Annotated in this window: 15 protein-coding genes and 1 pseudogene; 10 read left to right on the top strand and 6 right to left on the bottom strand. The window is 35.9% G+C overall.

Translation table 11 applies throughout. The annotated features are described in order from the left end of the window. Window positions 1–78 precede the first annotated feature (78 nt). The 3 genes from IGJ34_RS09420 to IGJ34_RS09410 form a co-directional block, all read right to left on the bottom strand. A complete protein-coding gene (locus IGJ34_RS09420) occupies window positions 79–636 on the bottom strand; it encodes a hypothetical protein (RefSeq protein ID WP_430597292.1) in 558 nt (185 codons plus the stop codon). 326 nt (window positions 637–962) lie between these two features. Further along, window positions 963–1,640, bottom strand: a complete 678-nt coding sequence (locus tag IGJ34_RS09415; protein ID WP_430597291.1) for an ImmA/IrrE family metallo-endopeptidase — start codon at window positions 1,638–1,640, stop codon at window positions 963–965. Between the two features lie 4 nt (window positions 1,641–1,644). Beyond that, window positions 1,645–2,022: a helix-turn-helix domain-containing protein gene (locus IGJ34_RS09410; RefSeq protein WP_069654260.1), complete on the bottom strand. Its 378-nt coding sequence runs from the start codon at window positions 2,020–2,022 to the stop codon at window positions 1,645–1,647. Between the two features lie 438 nt (window positions 2,023–2,460). Here IGJ34_RS09410 and IGJ34_RS09405 point away from each other — a divergent pair, with 438 nt between their 5' ends. Together IGJ34_RS09405 and IGJ34_RS09400 are read left to right on the top strand one after the other, a co-directional pair. Further along, window positions 2,461–2,880, top strand: coding sequence for an ArpU family phage packaging/lysis transcriptional regulator (locus IGJ34_RS09405; RefSeq protein WP_206837900.1), 420 nt, complete (start codon window positions 2,461–2,463; stop codon window positions 2,878–2,880). Between the two features lie 178 nt (window positions 2,881–3,058). Further along, a complete protein-coding gene (locus IGJ34_RS09400) occupies window positions 3,059–3,442 on the top strand; it encodes a phage holin family protein (protein WP_430598532.1) in 384 nt (127 codons plus the stop codon). Between the two features lie 68 nt (window positions 3,443–3,510). Here the strand turns inward: IGJ34_RS09400 and IGJ34_RS09395 are convergent. Continuing rightward, window positions 3,511–3,982, bottom strand: a pseudogene (locus IGJ34_RS09395) (MFS transporter); the annotation flags it as partial. Between the two features lie 536 nt (window positions 3,983–4,518). Here IGJ34_RS09395 and IGJ34_RS09390 point away from each other — a divergent pair. The 4 genes from IGJ34_RS09390 to IGJ34_RS09375 all read left to right on the top strand — a co-directional run bounded on the left by IGJ34_RS09390 (window position 4,519) and on the right by IGJ34_RS09375 (window position 8,311). Further along, the gene (locus tag IGJ34_RS09390; protein WP_069654256.1) at window positions 4,519–5,841 is read left to right on the top strand and encodes a DRTGG domain-containing protein; all 1,323 of its coding nucleotides are present in this window, start codon (window positions 4,519–4,521) and stop codon (window positions 5,839–5,841) included. 13 nt (window positions 5,842–5,854) lie between these two features. Continuing rightward, window positions 5,855–6,811 carry a DHH family phosphoesterase gene (locus IGJ34_RS09385; protein WP_430597290.1) on the top strand — a complete coding sequence of 319 codons (957 nt, stop codon included), beginning with the start codon at window positions 5,855–5,857 and terminating at the stop codon, window positions 6,809–6,811. A gap of 200 nt (window positions 6,812–7,011) precedes the next feature. After that, window positions 7,012–7,854, top strand: a complete 843-nt coding sequence (locus tag IGJ34_RS09380; protein WP_430598531.1) for a histidine phosphatase family protein — start codon at window positions 7,012–7,014, stop codon at window positions 7,852–7,854. Between the two features lie 112 nt (window positions 7,855–7,966). Next, on the top strand, window positions 7,967–8,311 hold the full coding sequence (locus IGJ34_RS09375; protein WP_430597289.1) for a zinc ribbon domain-containing protein YjdM: 345 nt from the start codon (window positions 7,967–7,969) through the stop codon (window positions 8,309–8,311). A gap of 137 nt (window positions 8,312–8,448) precedes the next feature. Here the strand turns inward: IGJ34_RS09375 and IGJ34_RS09370 are convergent, their stop codons facing one another. Beyond that, window positions 8,449–8,772 (bottom strand): hypothetical protein, encoded by a 324-nt coding sequence (locus IGJ34_RS09370; RefSeq protein WP_430597288.1) that lies wholly within the window; start codon window positions 8,770–8,772, stop codon window positions 8,449–8,451. Window positions 8,773–8,960: 188 nt separating this feature from the next. Here IGJ34_RS09370 and IGJ34_RS09365 point away from each other — a divergent pair, with 188 nt between their 5' ends. Together IGJ34_RS09365 and IGJ34_RS09360 are read left to right on the top strand one after the other, a co-directional pair. Beyond that, complete coding sequence (locus IGJ34_RS09365) at window positions 8,961–10,136, top strand: VanZ family protein (protein ID WP_430597287.1); 1,176 nt, start codon at window positions 8,961–8,963, stop codon at window positions 10,134–10,136. Between the two features lie 66 nt (window positions 10,137–10,202). Then, window positions 10,203–11,555, top strand: a complete 1,353-nt coding sequence (locus IGJ34_RS09360) for a DEAD/DEAH box helicase (protein ID WP_430597286.1) — start codon at window positions 10,203–10,205, stop codon at window positions 11,553–11,555. Window positions 11,556–11,583: 28 nt separating this feature from the next. On the opposite strand, the gene IGJ34_RS09355 is transcribed toward IGJ34_RS09360, so the two are convergent. Continuing rightward, a complete protein-coding gene (locus IGJ34_RS09355; RefSeq protein ID WP_206837892.1) occupies window positions 11,584–12,018 on the bottom strand; it encodes a GNAT family N-acetyltransferase in 435 nt (144 codons plus the stop codon). Window positions 12,019–12,145: 127 nt separating this feature from the next. On the opposite strand from IGJ34_RS09355, the gene IGJ34_RS09350 reads away from it, so the two are divergent. Both IGJ34_RS09350 and alaS read left to right on the top strand, forming a co-directional pair. Further along, the gene (locus IGJ34_RS09350; protein WP_430597285.1) at window positions 12,146–13,252 is read left to right on the top strand and encodes a DUF7278 family profilin-like fold-containing protein; all 1,107 of its coding nucleotides are present in this window, start codon (window positions 12,146–12,148) and stop codon (window positions 13,250–13,252) included. A 366-nt stretch (window positions 13,253–13,618) separates the two neighbouring features. Further along, window positions 13,619–16,258: an alanine--tRNA ligase gene (gene alaS / locus IGJ34_RS09345; protein WP_430597284.1), complete on the top strand. Its 2,640-nt coding sequence runs from the start codon at window positions 13,619–13,621 to the stop codon at window positions 16,256–16,258. The last annotated feature ends 63 nt before the right edge of the window (window positions 16,259–16,321 follow it).

The following is a 16,321-nucleotide window of genomic DNA, read 5'->3' as shown; positions in this document are numbered from 1 at the left end:
GTTCCCATCTCTTTTGAGGTGGGATTTTTTTCGTTAAAATAGCCCTCACGATTGTGGGGGCTTGTACATGTAATAATTTTATTGTATTTTCTCAAATACTTCTTTGTACTTGTTGAATATATCCACAGTCTCATCATTTTTATATGACAACATAATAGACAGTATACTTTCATTTTTGACTATTAGCAGTTCTCCATAGGTTTCTATATAATACATTTCTGCTTCGTTTAAATCTTCGATATTTTTGTAAGTATTTATAGTTATGTTCTTGGCATTTTCAGAAGCAGATGTTTGAAATCCGAGTTGGCTGACGTAATTATCTTGACTATTTACTTCTTCGGCCTGACTAGGGATATTCTCAATAGAATCAACCGCATCTTGTTTTTCTATTTCTAAACTAGCATCTAAGAAAGCTTTAATAATTTTTTTGTTCGTCTCAGATTTTAAGTTTACTAACATTTCCTCTTTATCTTGTTTGCTTTCTTCCACTTCTGCACTAGATGAACTTTCCGCATTCTTTACTCTAGATTCCGATTGTTCTACTTTACTACTAGAAGAAGTTTCTTTTTTATCATTTCCACACGCTGTAAGTCCGAATACAGCAATAAAAATGAACCCGTAAACCACTTTTTTCATGTCGATCCTCCTAAATTAAATTTCTAAGTAAGTATATCAAACAAAACGTAAATATTAAACCGATAACTAACAATTAAAAAATTTACCACAAAATTTACCACAGAAGATGGTTAATATGACGGCATTTTAAGTATTAAAAAAATAAGATTACTTATTTTACATTACTTTAAGTTATTAAAATACGTAATGAAATAACTACCAAGAGTAAATAACAACCTTCATTTCCACCACAGACGACGGTCGTGGTGGTTTTTTTGTTTTAGTAGACAGAAAGAGTGGAGCTAAAATCAAAAAAATGATTTTAGCTCCACTTTTTTCATTTGTAACTACAATGCTTCAATAAATCGATTTGTTCGAAACAATCGTGTTTCCAAATTTTTTCCTAATTCAATAGCCGCATGTTGCCCTTTACCACTAAATTTATACCGAATAGCATCTGCATTTGTTTTGGCAGCGATATAAGAAACACCAAAATTAGCCTGCATTGTATGAATCAAACGAATATAAAGGGCACTTTCTGATATCCCAAAACGACTCGACAGTTGTGATAAATTCCATCCTTCTTTTAAAAAGCGAAAGAATACCACATCAGGTACAAGGATTGCAGAAGCGCCAATATTTGCTTGAAACTCATGAAGTACTTCATTATAAGAGTAGTGCAAACTACGTTCTGTATCAGTAAAAATCGTATCATTTTCAGTCATATGAAATAAATAATGCGTAATCTCATGACTGATTGTAAAGTTCTTTCTTTTTTCACTCATGTTTTGATTATAGCCAATCGTTGTCTCTAAAGAGTCTTTAACGATCATACCAGAAATACGATCTCTTGCGACACCATCAAATGGAAAACTGCGCATTGAAACTCCCTTAGATCTTACGAAATCCCAAAGATAGGAACAATCGTAATTTTCATAAACGATATTATTTGCGACCATCAAAGCCGAGATATAATCGTTTATTTTATCCGAAAAACTAAGATATTCATCAATTTGCTCTGTCATCCAATCACGCCTTGTCGTCTTGTTTTAATTCTCGTTCTCGTTCGATTTCTGACCGTCTGAAACGCAAAAATCGATTTACTTCATCTTTCAATTCATCTACTTCGTTTTCAGATAATCCTTCGGTATTCATCCGAAACATGATTTGGGAAGAAAGATGTTCTTCTTGATGTGCTTCTTTAATAGAAGGTATTTCCGATCTTCCTAATAAATAGTCCGTCGATACATCAAAATAATCGGCCACTTTTTGGATATTTTCTATTTTAGGGGAAGAAGTATCCCAGCGACGAATTTGCCCGTTTGAAATACCTGTATTTCGTTCGATTTCAGCAAATGTAACTTTTTTCTTGTCTGCGAGCTCTTTGATTCTGTAAGTTAAACTCATGTTTTTCAACCTTTCATAAGCTTAAATGAAAAAAATATTAGCTTTTAAGCTATTTTTAGTTGACAATTAGCTTTTAAACTATTAGTATGTTCTTATAAGCTAATTTATCAGTAGATAGTTAGGCAAAGCCATTCTAGCAGTCAATTTCTAAAATTAGAAAGCGGCGGAAGTAGAATAGAGCTTATTTAACTATACTTACATGATAGCGTAAATGCTAATGCTAGTCAATGATTTTATCCTATAATAGCTAATTCACTAAAAATCAAGAGACAAAATGGAGGGCATAAAAGAACTGTGCGGTACTAATGTATTACTTTGAGTTACTTCAGCTGTATCTGAGGACTACCTTAGGGTCTAAAGAGAAGAAATTCAAACCATCATCAAAAAAGAGTTGCTATTGTGTTGAGTCAAACCATTAAGAAAAGGAGAGGATAAAAGATGCTATTATTTCCTGAAATCGATCGAAAGAAAACAAAAAAGAAAGTTCATGCTTTATTAAAGACGTACCGTTCCTTAGTAAGAATCGCTGGTGAAAAACATTCGCCTAAAGTAACAGCAGCTTATACATTTGAAATGAAAAATGCCAATGGAGAATTTTCCCGTAAAGCTGATAAAGTAGTGGACCGAAAATATCTTGCTGAAGTTGAGCTAGCCAAGATTATAGAGGCTATCAACCAGTTGGATACTTATGATAGACAACTATTGTACGATAAGTATATGGACCGCAACTTTACAACAAACATCGCGATTTATATGAAGCATCACATGAGTGAAAGTAAGTTTTACCGAGAACTAGATAAAGCGATGATCCGATTTGCGGAGTCATATGAAAGCGGGAAACTCTTGAGTGAAAAGTGACATTATTATGGGAGAGATATGCCAGTTTCATCATAGAAAAACCGAGTAAACTATTCTTATAGCGTTAGTTAAACAATGATCAAAAATAAACGAGAAAAGGCATTAGGTTTGAACTATCGTTTCTATTCAAAAGCAATAATAACTGTAGGAAAAAAAGTAAAAGGTGGTAATTATGAAGATGTTTGAGTATTTAGATCGTTTTTTAGTTGATACAGATCATAAAGCAATTTATGTTTTAACCTTGATTTGTATCGCGATGATCATCGATTTTTTAAGCGGCAGCTTAGCTGCAAAAATCAATCCCAAGATCGATTTTTTAAGTAAAGTAGGAATCAATGGCATTTTAAGGAAAGTGGCTAGTATGGTTTTGCTGATGTTTTTTATTCCCTTAGCGCCATTGATTCCAGGTGGAGCAGGTGTAGGATTAATTTATGTGTTATATATTGGTTATCTGTTAATGGAATTAAAGTCCATTCTTGAAAATTATAAAAAGATGGGGATCGGGACCGAATTATTTGAGGATTTTATCAAAAATATTAAAAGTGGCAATGAAGATAAATAGCTCTACATAATGTTGGGTCCATAAAAAATGAAACTGTAATCAGATGTATCTGCCAGTTTCATTTTTTTCTATTTCATTTTCTCAGCTTTGAATGAACGGAAGAACGTTAGTCCTAAAGCCGTTAAACATAATATAAAAGAACCAAAAAAAGTGATTCTCATTCCAAAAATAAAGACATCAGGTCGCTCACTTATAGACGTTGTGACACGTTGACCATAAACCGCCTAACCCAATACCTAGATCCATTCCTACCTTACGAGCAAAGGAGTTGATACTTCCAGCTACACCAAAATCTTCTTTTGAAATACTACTCATGACGGTCGTGTTATTGGGAGGTTGGAACAACACATTACCTAATCCCATAATGCTAGTCGCTAAAATATAATACCAAAGTGGAGATCCTTGATTTAAAACCATATACATTAAAGTGGTGACCGACAACAAGACTAAGCCAGAAAACGCTAGAATTTTTGTTCCGATTTTTATCCGTTAAAAACCACTGATCAGAGAGCCAATAACCATTAATAAAGGAAAGACCATCCGATTTTTTTGTACAAGGGGATTCCCTTGAAATTTATTCACTTATTCCATATAGTTATCTCCTTAAAAAAGTATAAACAGTCCGCTATTATCTTACTCCTTTTTAAAAAAGGAGTGAAAATAGCTTAGTTTGGTTTTCAAAAGTCAGATCATAAATGAATTTAGGAACTTTGGAGGAAGGAAAGGCAAATTGAATAGAAATTACGTTTGTTTATTTTTAACTTCTGTTACAATAAAAGAAGAATAACTGTACTAAAATATCTATTTTTTTGTTATACTTTTTAAATGAAGTCAATAACTGAGGAACTTGTATCTGTTTCAAAATCTCCTTAAGAGGCATTAAAACAGATTGCGTATTCAAAAAAGAAAGCTCCTGATTTCTATAGAAACTAAAATCGATTAATGACGACTGAAAGTAGTTCCAATGACTAGACACTTAAGACTATGAATTTTGATCTATCTTCATGAACCTACTTTTTAGGGAAAGAAATAAAAACGGAATGCGCTCATTGTGCGTATAGAATAAGGAGGATATTATGGCGACGAAACATGATCAAATATTAAAATATATTGAAGGTTTACCGATTGGGGATCGTATTTCAGTTAGAAGTATTGCCAAAAATCTTGGTGTTAGTGAAGGAACAGCTTATCGTGCAATCAAAGATGCTGAAAATATCGGATTGGTTTCAACGATTCAGCGTGTCGGAACGATTCGGATCGAGCGCAAATTAAAAAAACATATTGAAAAATTAACATTCGGCGAAGTAGTTCGAATCATCGAAGGTGATGTTTTAGGAGGCTCAGCTGGTTTAGATAAGGTTTTAAATAAGTTTGTGATTGGTGCGATGACTGAAAAAGCAATGACTCGCTATATTACCCCAGGCTCATTGATGATTGTCGGAAATCGCCAAGGCGTTCAAAAATTAGCCTTAGAAAACGGGGCTGCTGTTTTAATTACTGGTGGATTTGATACAGAAAACGAAATTGCTGAACTGGCAGATGAATTAGAAATGCCTGTATTAAGAACAACGTACGATACGTTTACCGTAGCGACAATGATCAATCGAGCGTTAAGCGATCAATTAATCAAAAAAGATATCATGTTGGTCAGTGATATTTATACAACCTTAGAAAAAACAAACTACTTATTTTCAACCAATACCATTGCGGATTACCAAAAACTTTCTGAAAAGACGCATCATTCTCGTTTCCCTGTAGTCAACAAGAGTCTAAGATTGGTCGGAATCGTTACAGCAAAAGATGTTTTAGGCAAATCAGAAACTTTAACGATGGACAAAGTTATGACAAAAGATCCAATCGTTGTGAAAAAAATGATGAGTGTAGCAAGTGTCAGCCATCAAATGATTTGGGATGGATTGGAAGTCATGCCGGTTGTTGAAGATGATTTATCTTTAGTGGGCTTTGTTTCTCGGCAAGATGTGATGAAAGCGATGCAATTGGTTCAACGGCAACCGCAAATTGCAGATACGATTTCGGATCAAATTTCTGGTGAAGTCATGCCAATTGAAGAAGTAAGTAAATCAGATGAGCCACAATTTAAATTCTCAGTCACGCCTCAGATGGTCAATAGTGTAGGGACAATTTCTTTCGGTGTATTAAGTGAAATCATCTCAAATGTGACTCAGCGCACGATGATCACCAATCAACGAAGAAATGTCTTGATCGAACAAATGAGTTTGCATTATCTGCGTTTGATTCAATTAGAAAGTGAACTGGATATTCGTCCAAGAGTCTTAGAAATCGGTCGTCGTTCGGCCAAATTAGATATTGAAGTTTATTTAGAGAACGCTCTTGTAGCCAAAGCAATCGTGGTGTGTCAAGTGATGGAGCGGACATAGGAGGAAATAGAATATGGATGTTGTAAAAGAAATTTTAACAAAAATAAAAGCGTATCAAACCATTATTATTCATCGTCATCAACGACCTGATCCAGATGCAATTGGTTCACAAGTTGGCTTAGCTGAAATCTTGAGAGCAAGCTTTCCGGATAAGAAGATTTATCAAGCGGGTGGTTCGGTTGAAGGGTTAGAATTCTTAGCTGAAATGGATGAAGTGTCTGACGAAACCTATCAAGGGGCATTAGTTATTGTTACTGATACAGCTAATTCTCCTAGAATCAGTGATGAGCGCTATCATTTAGGGGCAGAATTGATTAAAATTGATCATCATCCTAATGACGATCCATATGGTGACATCGTTTGGGTCAATACGAAAGCAAGCAGTTGTAGTGAGATTATTGCTGATTTTTATCATCTAAATGAAGATAAGCTGATTATGAGTAGTAATGCTGCTCGTTTGCTTTATGCTGGCATTATTGGTGATACAGGGCGATTTTTATACCCTGCAACAACACCGCATACTTTAGAAGTAGCTGCCAAATTGAGGACATATGAGTTTAATGCCGCTGAGCTGACTCGTGAATTAGAACAAATTCCGATGAACGTGGCGAAACTAGCGGGATATGTGTATCAAAATATTGAAGTAGATGACTATGGTGCAGCGAAAGTTATGCTACCTCAGGCATTACTGAAGGAGTATGGGATAGTGGATTCAGAGACGGCTGCGATTGTATCTTTACCAGGCGTGATCGACGAAGTTTTAGCATGGGGGATTTTCGTAGAGCAGCCAGAAGGCTATTATCGAGTACGTTTACGTTCAAAAGGACCTGTGATCAATGAGTTGGCCAAGGAGCATCATGGTGGTGGGCATCCATTAGCTAGTGGAGCTAATGCCAAAAATCAAGAAGAAATCGATGCTATTTACAATGAAATCAAACAATTATGCAAAGAATTTAAAAATAACAGCTGAAAGCATTTACATATACAGCGATATCCGTTATACTAAAGCTAGTTAAATAGCGGATAGTGATTGTTTATAACAAGCTAAACCTGATTATGCCAAATAACGTTATTTGGTGTAGTTGGGTTTTTTCTTTTTTTTCTAAAGGACAAAAAGTATCCAAAAATTATTTAACTAAAAATAAGGAATAGCATGGAGGAGAAAGAGTGATGAAATTTAAAAAGATGGTTGTTGGTGCAGCATTATTGTCGATGGTTTTAGTTGGATGTAGTAATGGCACTGCAAAAGAAGAAAAGAAAACCAATGCAAAAGAGAAAGAACATTCGGAAGTGGTGGTTTATCTTGCTCGTCATGGTAAAACAATGTTGAATACCGTAGATCGCTCTCAAGGATGGATCGATGCACCATTAACACCGGCTGGCGTTGAAGTGGCGGAGCAGTTAGGAAAAGGGTTGTCTGATATTACCTTTGATAAAGTCGTGACAAGCGATAGCGGACGAGCAATCGAAACGGCTGAATTAGTCTTAAAAAATAATGGTCAAGAAAAAATGATGAAAGAAATGATGAAAGACAAACGTTTAAGGGAATATAATTTTGGTACGTATGAAGGCTTGATGAACGAAGAGATGCAGACAGCTGTAGCGAAGGAACAAGGAAAAACGTTTGAAGAATACAATGAATGGATGAAAGAAGTCGGTTTTTATAAAGGTATTATCGAATTTGCCGATGTATTGTCTGGATTAGATAAGAAAAATGTGGAAGAAGGCGTGAACTGGCCAGCAGAAGATAGTAAAACAATCGTTGCTCGTTTAACAGCTGGATTAGATGATATCGTGAAGGACGCTGAGAAGGAAGGCGCAAACAACGTATTGGTTGTGTCCCATGGAATGAGTATTATTACGTTATTAGGTGAATTAGATGCAAATGCAGACCTACCAGACGACGGATTAAAAAATGCGAGTATCTCAAAAGTAACGTACAAAGACGGTAAATACACAATCGATAGTGTCAATGACCTTTCTTACGTTGAAAATGGCAAAGAAAGTAAATAAATCCAATTAACGTTACTATTTGTAAATAGAATAGTTCTTTTCTTTCGTTTAGAAGTACGCTAAAATGAAGTGATAACACTTTAAAAGAGAACGATAATGAAGGAGAATTTAAATGGAAAATTTACCAAGTTGCCCTGAATGCGGCTCAACATACACTTATGAGGATCGTGGCATGATGATTTGTCCAGAATGCGCACATGAATGGTTAGAAGCAGATGCTACAGAAGATAAAGCGACGGTGATTAAGGATTCAAATGGCAATGAGTTAGCTGATGGCGATAACGTGACAGTTATTAAAGATCTAAAAGTCAAAGGGGCAAGTGGTGCAATCAAACAAGGAACGAAGGTTAAAGGCATTCGTTTAGTGGTTGATGCGGCAGATGGTCATAATATTGATTGTAAAGTTGAAGGTTTTGGTCCGATGAAATTGAAATCTGAGTTTGTGAAGAAGAATTAATAATTACTGATTTTTAGAGGAGGCTGGGACAGAAGCTTATTTCCGAAAGGATTGCTTCTGCTCCCACCGTTTATTCGCATTTAGGGTGTGAAACAAAAGTGATTTCTACTTTTGTCTCACACCCCTCTTGTGTACTCTTAAGTTAAACCCTCTCGAAATGACTTCACTCTTTTCACTCCGCGCCAAAGATTCACAATAGCTAATAGACCACCCAAAACAAGTGGAATCCATAATAGTTCAGACGAGTAATTCAACTTATCTAGTTGCTCAATAGCATGACTCTCTTCCAAAGTCCATAAACCTTGTAATACTTGGAAACTAAATGCCATCATAAATGTAGCAATCAGTAAAAGAACAAACCCAATATAATGAAGAGTGCTTTTTTTTCTAATGATAGCAAAAACAACATATAAAAAAAGTAGAAAAACAGGAACACCAAAAGCAAAATATGGATTTAACATAAAACAAGCCTCCGTAAGTAAAAATTGAATAGTTTAATCCGGTGGAGCATTCTTATCTAGTACTCTACAACTCAATCATACTGCAATTTTTTCAATTTGCAAAATATATTTTTTGTTAAAGCTATAGTTGTTAGAAATGACAAAGCGTTTAATTTCTACTAAACTAAAGAAGAAGGAGTGATTTCTAGATGTCAGCATATGCCGTACCAATCAAAACAGCGATAATCGTTTTTCCTTTTTTAGCCTTTGCGATTTCATTTGTGCTTGTGATTCGTGAATACCGGAAATACGGAACATTTTTATTCAGAAGAGCACTAATACTTTATTCATTTGTTTTCTATTTATTATGCGCTTATTTTTTAATTATTTTACCTTTGCCGCCTCGATCTGAAGTGGCCCAATACACAAGTCAAATATTAGAATTACGGCCATTTTATTTTGTCAGTCGCTTTTTACAGGATACAGTATTGAATATCCATGATCCAAGTACGTTTATCCCAGCTTTAAGACAAGGCGTCGTGTTGGAGCCGGTCTTCAATGTTCTATTGCTGGTTCCTTTTGGGGTGTATTTACGCTATTATTACAAACTTTCATTCAAAAAAGTCGTTCTCGCTAGTTTTCTCTTATCTTTATTTTTTGAGTTGACGCAGCTGAGTGGGTTGTATTTTATTTATCCTAGACCATATCGATTAGCGGATGTAAATGATTTGATCAACAATACTTTTGGTGGAATTGTCGGATACGCGATCACACCGATGTTGACCTTTTTATTTCCAACAAGAGATGAATTGGATGAAGCGGCGTACGAAAAAGGGCAATCAGTCAGCTTGTTTAGACGTTTTGTGGCGTTTCTAATTGATTGGTTTGTGATCTCGATTGTCCAAACAATACTGATGCTTCTTTTTAATTTAATTCCAGAGTATCATCAATGGTTTTCAGGTTATTCTGCATTTGAAAATCAAGTCTGGTTTTTCCTTATGGTATTTATCGTATTTATGTTGATACCTAAACTTACAAATGGCGAAACAATCGGTAAGAAAATCGTTCGTATTCAGATAGTAGAAGAAGGGTATGAAAAAATTCGTTTTAGAGCGTTATTTATCCGTTATGGCTACTTATATTTTGTTTATGGGTTGATTAGTTCATACTTGACAAGTTCTGCTGGCTTGTTGAATTCAAACAATCGGATGTTGCAGCTAGTGAGTTTTATGCAATTTCTATTTTGTTCATTTTTACTGCTTCTGTTTTTCATCAATGTATTATATGTATTGGTCAGAAAGAAACGGCGCCTGTTTTATGAAAAAGCAAGTCATACCTATACGATCAGTACGATAAAAAGAGAGAAAAATACAGAAAATCAATAAGGATTTGCGGTTTTTGTGGTATAATGCATGAGGACTTACACAACAAGTTTGAAAGAGGTGAGGTAAATGAGTTCATTTAAACAATTTCAGTTCAACGATTTTATCATGGAAGCATTAGCAGATAAAGGGTTTGAACAACCAACAGAAGTACAAGAAAAATTGATTCCAGTGATTACAAAAGGCAAAAGTGTCATCGGTCAATCCCAAACAGGAAGCGGTAAGACCCATACATTTTTATTACCTTTGATGAATAAAGTAAATCCTCAATTGGATGAGGTACAGATTTTGATCACGGCACCTAGTCGTGAGTTAGCGAACCAAATTTATCAAGAAGCGATCCAAATCGCAAAATTCAGTCAGCCTGAAATTCGTGTGACAAATTTTGTAGGTGGAACGGATAAACAACGACAAATTGCTAAATTAAAACATCAGCAACCACATGTGGTTATTGGGACACCAGGTCGTATTTTAGACTTGATGAACGAGCAAGCGCTAAAAGCACATACCGCATTTGCTTTTGTTGTCGATGAAGCTGATATGACGCTGGATATGGGCTTTTTAGAAGAAGTGGATCAAATTGCAGGACGTTTGCCTAATAAACTACAAATGTTAGTTTTCTCTGCGACGATTCCAGAAAAATTGAAACCTTTCTTGAAGAAATACATGGAAAACCCAGTTATAGAGCATATTCAACCGAAAAACATCATCTCGGAGACAATCGATAATTGGCTGATTTCTACAAAAGGAAAAGATAAAAATCGTTTGATTTACCAATTATTAACGATTGGTCATCCGTATTTAGTGATTATATTTGCTAATACGAAACAACGTGTGGATGAAATCACTGATTATTTAAAAGATCAAGGCTTAAAAGTAGCGAAAATCCATGGCGATATTTCTCCGAGAGAACGCAAGCGTGTCATGCGCCAAGTGCAAGATCTCGAGTTTCAATATGTGGTAGCAACTGATTTAGCTGCACGTGGAATCGATATTGAAGGCGTTTCTCATGTGATCAATGCAGAAGTCCCAAGTGATTTAGACTTCTTTATTCATCGTGTCGGTAGAACGGGACGAAACGGATTGGATGGAACAGCGATTACACTTTATTCGCCGGCAGACGAAGATGCGATTTCTGAAGTGGAACAATTAGGGATTGAGTTTCATCCAAAGGAAATCAAAAATGGTGAAATGATCGATACTTATGACCGTAATCGAAGAACCAAACGTGAAAAATCAAAAGATGCTTTGGAAGATCCGACCTTGATTGGGTTGGTTAAAAAGAAAAAGAAAAAAATCAAACCAGGCTATAAAAAGAAAATTGAATGGGCAATTTCTGCTAGTAATAAGCAAAAACGCAAGGTAGAACGCCGTCAGCAAACTCGGACAGCGAAAAAGTCTAAAAAAAATAGTTATAAATAATAGTAAGCAGCGAGATGAGTAGTTCATCTTAGCTGCTTAATTTTTTGATCATTTCTACGCAGACAATGCCATCTTCTAGATACTCTTTAGAATTTATTGAGTAATTTAAGGCTTGATAAAAAGACAAAGCAGTTTTTTCAGCAGAAAGAATACTATATTTAAAGCCATCTTTCATAGCTTTATCTTCTAAAAGCAGCAATAAATTTCTGCCAAGGCCTTTGCCACGATATTCTTTTCTTACACAAAAACGATCTGGTTGAATCGTGTCATCGTCTTTTTTTTGATAACGAATCGTTGCAACGGCAAGTGACGCTTCATAAACAACGAAATAATTACGCTCTTCTGTATCTAGTTCATCAAATTCATTCTGTAATGAAATTCCTTGCTCTAAAACAAAAACATCATAACGTAGTGCAAAGGCTGCGGCTTGGTGCCAGCGTTCACAACCAAAGTGAGTATGCATATAATTCCTCCAGATAATATTCTTATAGAATGTTTCATTCAATGGTATACTTAATCATAGCAGATAGTTTTGATGTCATCTAGCTTTAGTGACTAGCTCTGTTATTAACATACGAGGAGGGGTTAACTTGGATCTGTTTGAACAAATTGAGTGGGCAAATTGGAAAAACTTAAAAGATGCTGAAAAAGAAGCACTTTTACACCAATTATTGATGTATTTTGTTCCACCTACAATAGAAATTAATTCAATGGAATTAGTAAATTTTGAGCTCTATGGCATTAAATGCCGTACATTTGAATTAGAATTAGATGGTGAACTATTTGTTTTTATTCCTGGAAATAAAGAAACAATCCTCGGCTGGGATTTAGGCGCGGAAGGGATACGACCTCATGAATTGTTAGGTTTTGATGCGGCACATTTTGCCAAGAACACCTTTAAAACCACGCTGACAAATGAAGCCATCGATTCTGTCGCTCAGTGGAATGAAAAAGAATCGACGGATGAGTTGACTTCCTTGGAAGGCATTTCAGCATACATAAACAAACATACAACAGACTTAAGAAAAGTTAAGATTCCTGCGATGATAGTTCAGAAATATGCCTTACCAGCAGGGACAGAGTTTTTAGGGATCTTTGATACAGTCACAGGAACCTTTGAAGGAGAAATTGAGCAGTATGTTCCCTATGAAAAAGAGATTTGTGAAACATTTTTTCCAAGACTGTCCGCTGCAGAAAGCCTCAGTTGGTCATTTCCTAAAACTGTGTTAATAAAAAATAAAGTGTATTTGGAATTCTTGCCTGAATCAGATTATTATTTCGTCTATAGTCATTCAGATTGGACTCATGATGAATTGAAGCATGCTCTTAAGCGTGAGGGTTTTGATTTATTATCAGAAGATCAGTGGGAATATGTCGTTGGCGGGGGGACTCGACGCTTATTCCGTTGGGGCAATGAGTTATTACTCCAAGAGAATGAGTCTGGTCGGCAAATCAAAAATAAGATGGATGGCGCCAATATGTTTGGATTAATGATTCCTACAGAAAAAAATCGTTTTGAGCTAACGGATGATCGAACAATTGTTAAATTAATGAAACAATCAAAGGATAAAACGCATTTGATTGAAAAAATGATGCCTTTATCAAGCTATTTTCGATCTTCAAACCCTGTATCTCTCAATCAAAAACTAGATCCGAATGATTATCTATATCGAAAAGTAATCAAAGTTGAGGGATAAATTGATCTAAGTAGATTGAATGATCGTAATCAACAATGAAAAAAAATGAATCCATTGACATTTTTTTGAAACTTCATTATAATTTGTAAGGAAACTAAAGGATATGGTTCGTTTTCTCGTGCTTACAGAAAGTTCTTCATTGCTGAAAGAAGAATAGCTCAAAAACGTAATTGCTCCCTTTACGTCATTTTTGATAGAAATATCAACGCTACTCTGCGTTATAGAGTTTAAGAGGTAATGAATGGTTCAAGTGATTTCATTGCAAACAAGGTGGTACCGCGATTTTTCGTCCTTGTATTGCAGTGAGTATCACTTTTTTTATTGCTTAAGATCAACTAATCCAGTGAGGAAAGTAGGAATCGAACAATGAAACAATTATCAAGTAGTCAAGTTCGTCAAATGTATTTAGATTTTTTCAAATCAAAAGGACACTCTGTGGAGCCGAGTGCGTCTTTAGTGCCTGTCAATGATCCAACCTTATTATGGATCAATTCAGGTGTTGCAACATTGAAGAAATATTTTGATGGCTCAGTCGTTCCAGAAAATCCAAGAATCACGAATGCGCAAAAATCGATTCGTACCAATGATATTGAAAACGTTGGGAAAACAGCGCGTCACCATACCATGTTTGAAATGTTAGGGAACTTCTCGATCGGTGATTATTTTAAAACAGAAGCAATCCATTGGGCGTGGGAATTTTTAACGTCTCCTGAATGGATGGCCTTTGATCCTGAAAAATTATATGTCACAGTTTACCCAAAAGACACCGAAGCAAAGCGGATTTGGCATGAAGAAGTTGGGTTATCAATGGATCATATCATTGATATTGAAGATAATTTTTGGGATATCGGTGCAGGGCCTTGTGGTCCAGATTCAGAAATCTTCTACGATCGTGGTGAGTCGTTTAACGATGTTGCAGAAGATGATCCAGAAAATTATCCTGGCGGTGAAAATGAACGTTATTTAGAAATTTGGAACTTAGTATTTTCTGAATTTAACCACCAAGCAGATGATACCTACGAGCCGTTACCTCATAAAAATATTGATACGGGCATGGGCTTAGAGCGTATGGTTTCCATCGTTCAAAATGCACCGACGAACTTTGAAACAGATTTATTTATGCCAATCATACATGCAGTAGAAAAATTAAGCGGACGAGTAACCTATGGCCAATCACCGCAAACGGATATTTCATTTAAAGTCATTGCTGACCATATCCGTGCATTATCGTTTGCAATCGGTGATGGAGCGTTACCATCAAATGAAGGTCGTGGCTATGTCTTGCGTCGTTTATTACGTCGTGCGGTTATGCATGGCAAAAAATTAGGAGTTAACGAAGCTTTCTTGTACAAACTAGTTCCGGTAGTTGGCGAAGTAATGGTAAGTTATTATCCAGAAGTACTACAACAAAAAGAATTTATCGAAAAAGTTGTACGCACAGAAGAAGAACGTTTCCATGAAACAATTAATGAAGGATTAGATATTTTAAATGAGTTGATTGAGAAAGTAAAAGCGACCAAGGAAGATACGTTAAATGGAAAAGATATCTTCAAATTGTACGATACGTATGGTTTTCCTGTGGAATTAACAGAAGAAGTTGCAGAAGATTCAGGCTTGAAAGTAGATCATGCTGGATTTGAAAAAGAAATGGAAGCTCAAAGAACACGGGCTCGTTCTGCTAGAAGTAAAGCAACATCAATGGGTGTTCAATCGGCTGTTTTAACGGATATTAAAGTTGAAAGTAAATTTGTCGGGTATAGTCATTTAGAAGCGACAAGCAAACTTTTAATTATTTTAAAAGAGGAAGAAATTCTTAGCGAGCTTTCAGAAGGGACAGCTCAACTGATTTTTGCTGAAACGCCTTTCTATGCAGAAATGGGAGGACAAGTTGCCGATCACGGAACAATCAAAGATCAAAATGGTACGATTGTAGCTCAGGTAGAAAATGTCTTAAAAGCACCAAATGGCCAATTCTTACACACGGTTCAAGTGACTGGAAAACTAGTTGAAGGTGCAATGTACGAATTACATGTAGATGAAAAAATGCGCAATCGTATATTGAAAAATCATACTGCGACGCATTTACTACACCGCGCATTAAAAGATATTTTAGGGGATCATGCGAATCAAGCAGGTTCATTAGTTGCTCCAGGACATTTACGTTTTGACTTCACTCATTTTGGTCAAGTGACAGCAGAAGAGTTAGTTCAAATGGAAACGATCGTTAATGAAAAAATCTGGGAAGCAATTCCTGTTGAAACAGTCGAAACAGATATCGACACAGCGAAAAATATGGGTGCTATGGCTTTATTTGGTGAAAAATACGGGAAAGAAGTCCGTGTTGTCAATATAGGTGGCTATTCAATCGAGCTTTGTGGAGGGACGCATGTAACAAATACAGAAGATATCGGTATTTTCAAAATCGTTTCTGAATCAGGAATCGGTGCCGGTGTTCGCCGAATCGAAGCTGTTACAAGTAAAGAAGCGTATGAATTAATGAATGAAGAAGAAAAACAATTAAAAGCAATTGCAGGAATCGTTAAATCACCTCAATTGAAAGAAGTTGTGTCAAAAACGGAACAATTACAACAACAATTACGTGATTTACAAAAAGAAAATGAGCAACTTGCTGGCAAATTAGCCAATCAACAAGCTGGTGACATCTTTAAGGAAATCAAAGAAGTTGCTGGTACAACGTATATTGCCGCACAAGTAAACGTAAAAGATATGAATCAATTGCGTCAGTTAGCGGATCAATGGAAACAAAAAGAATTGTCAGATGTCTTAGTGTTAGCAACAGCGCAAGAAGACAAAGTCAGCTTATTAGCAGCGATGTCTAAGGCAGCGAACGAAAAAGGTCTAAAAGCTGGCGACTTGATCAAAACAATTGCACCAAAAGTAGGTGGTGGCGGTGGTGGCCGTCCAGATATGGCACAAGCTGGTGGTAAAAATCCAGCAGGAATCAGTGATGCTTTGAAAGAAGTCGGAAACTGGTTGTCAAAATAAAATGAATAGCAGAGGTTCGGATGTAGCTGGAAGAGTTAGATCCGAACCTCTTTTTTATGATAG

It is taken from the genome of Enterococcus sp. AZ177 (genome assembly GCF_050544585.1).
Classification (GTDB): Bacteria; Bacillota; Bacilli; order Lactobacillales; family Enterococcaceae; genus Enterococcus_L; species Enterococcus_L plantarum.
This window is presented reverse-complemented; position numbering and strand designations above follow the sequence as displayed.

Bases quoted from the DNA above. Each gene is read 5' to 3' on its own strand.
- IGJ34_RS09420 (WP_430597292.1), bottom strand. From the start codon at position 636: ATGAAAAAAGTGGTTTACGGGTTCATTTTTATTGCTGTATTCGGACTT.
- IGJ34_RS09415 (WP_430597291.1), bottom strand. From the start codon at position 1,640: ATGACAGAGCAAATTGATGAATATCTTAGTTTTTCGGATAAAATAAAC.
- IGJ34_RS09410 (WP_069654260.1), bottom strand. From the start codon at position 2,022: ATGAGTTTAACTTACAGAATCAAAGAGCTCGCAGACAAGAAAAAAGTT.
- IGJ34_RS09405 (WP_206837900.1), top strand. From the start codon at position 2,461: ATGCTATTATTTCCTGAAATCGATCGAAAGAAAACAAAAAAGAAAGTT.
- IGJ34_RS09400 (WP_430598532.1), top strand. From the start codon at position 3,059: ATGTTTGAGTATTTAGATCGTTTTTTAGTTGATACAGATCATAAAGCA.
- IGJ34_RS09390 (WP_069654256.1), top strand. From the start codon at position 4,519: ATGGCGACGAAACATGATCAAATATTAAAATATATTGAAGGTTTACCG.
- IGJ34_RS09385 (WP_430597290.1), top strand. From the start codon at position 5,855: ATGGATGTTGTAAAAGAAATTTTAACAAAAATAAAAGCGTATCAAACC.
- IGJ34_RS09380 (WP_430598531.1), top strand. From the start codon at position 7,012: ATGAAATTTAAAAAGATGGTTGTTGGTGCAGCATTATTGTCGATGGTT.
- IGJ34_RS09375 (WP_430597289.1), top strand. From the start codon at position 7,967: ATGGAAAATTTACCAAGTTGCCCTGAATGCGGCTCAACATACACTTAT.
- IGJ34_RS09370 (WP_430597288.1), bottom strand. From the start codon at position 8,772: ATGTTAAATCCATATTTTGCTTTTGGTGTTCCTGTTTTTCTACTTTTT.
- IGJ34_RS09365 (WP_430597287.1), top strand. From the start codon at position 8,961: ATGTCAGCATATGCCGTACCAATCAAAACAGCGATAATCGTTTTTCCT.
- IGJ34_RS09360 (WP_430597286.1), top strand. From the start codon at position 10,203: ATGAGTTCATTTAAACAATTTCAGTTCAACGATTTTATCATGGAAGCA.
- IGJ34_RS09355 (WP_206837892.1), bottom strand. From the start codon at position 12,018: ATGCATACTCACTTTGGTTGTGAACGCTGGCACCAAGCCGCAGCCTTT.
- alaS (WP_430597284.1), top strand. From the start codon at position 13,619: ATGAAACAATTATCAAGTAGTCAAGTTCGTCAAATGTATTTAGATTTT.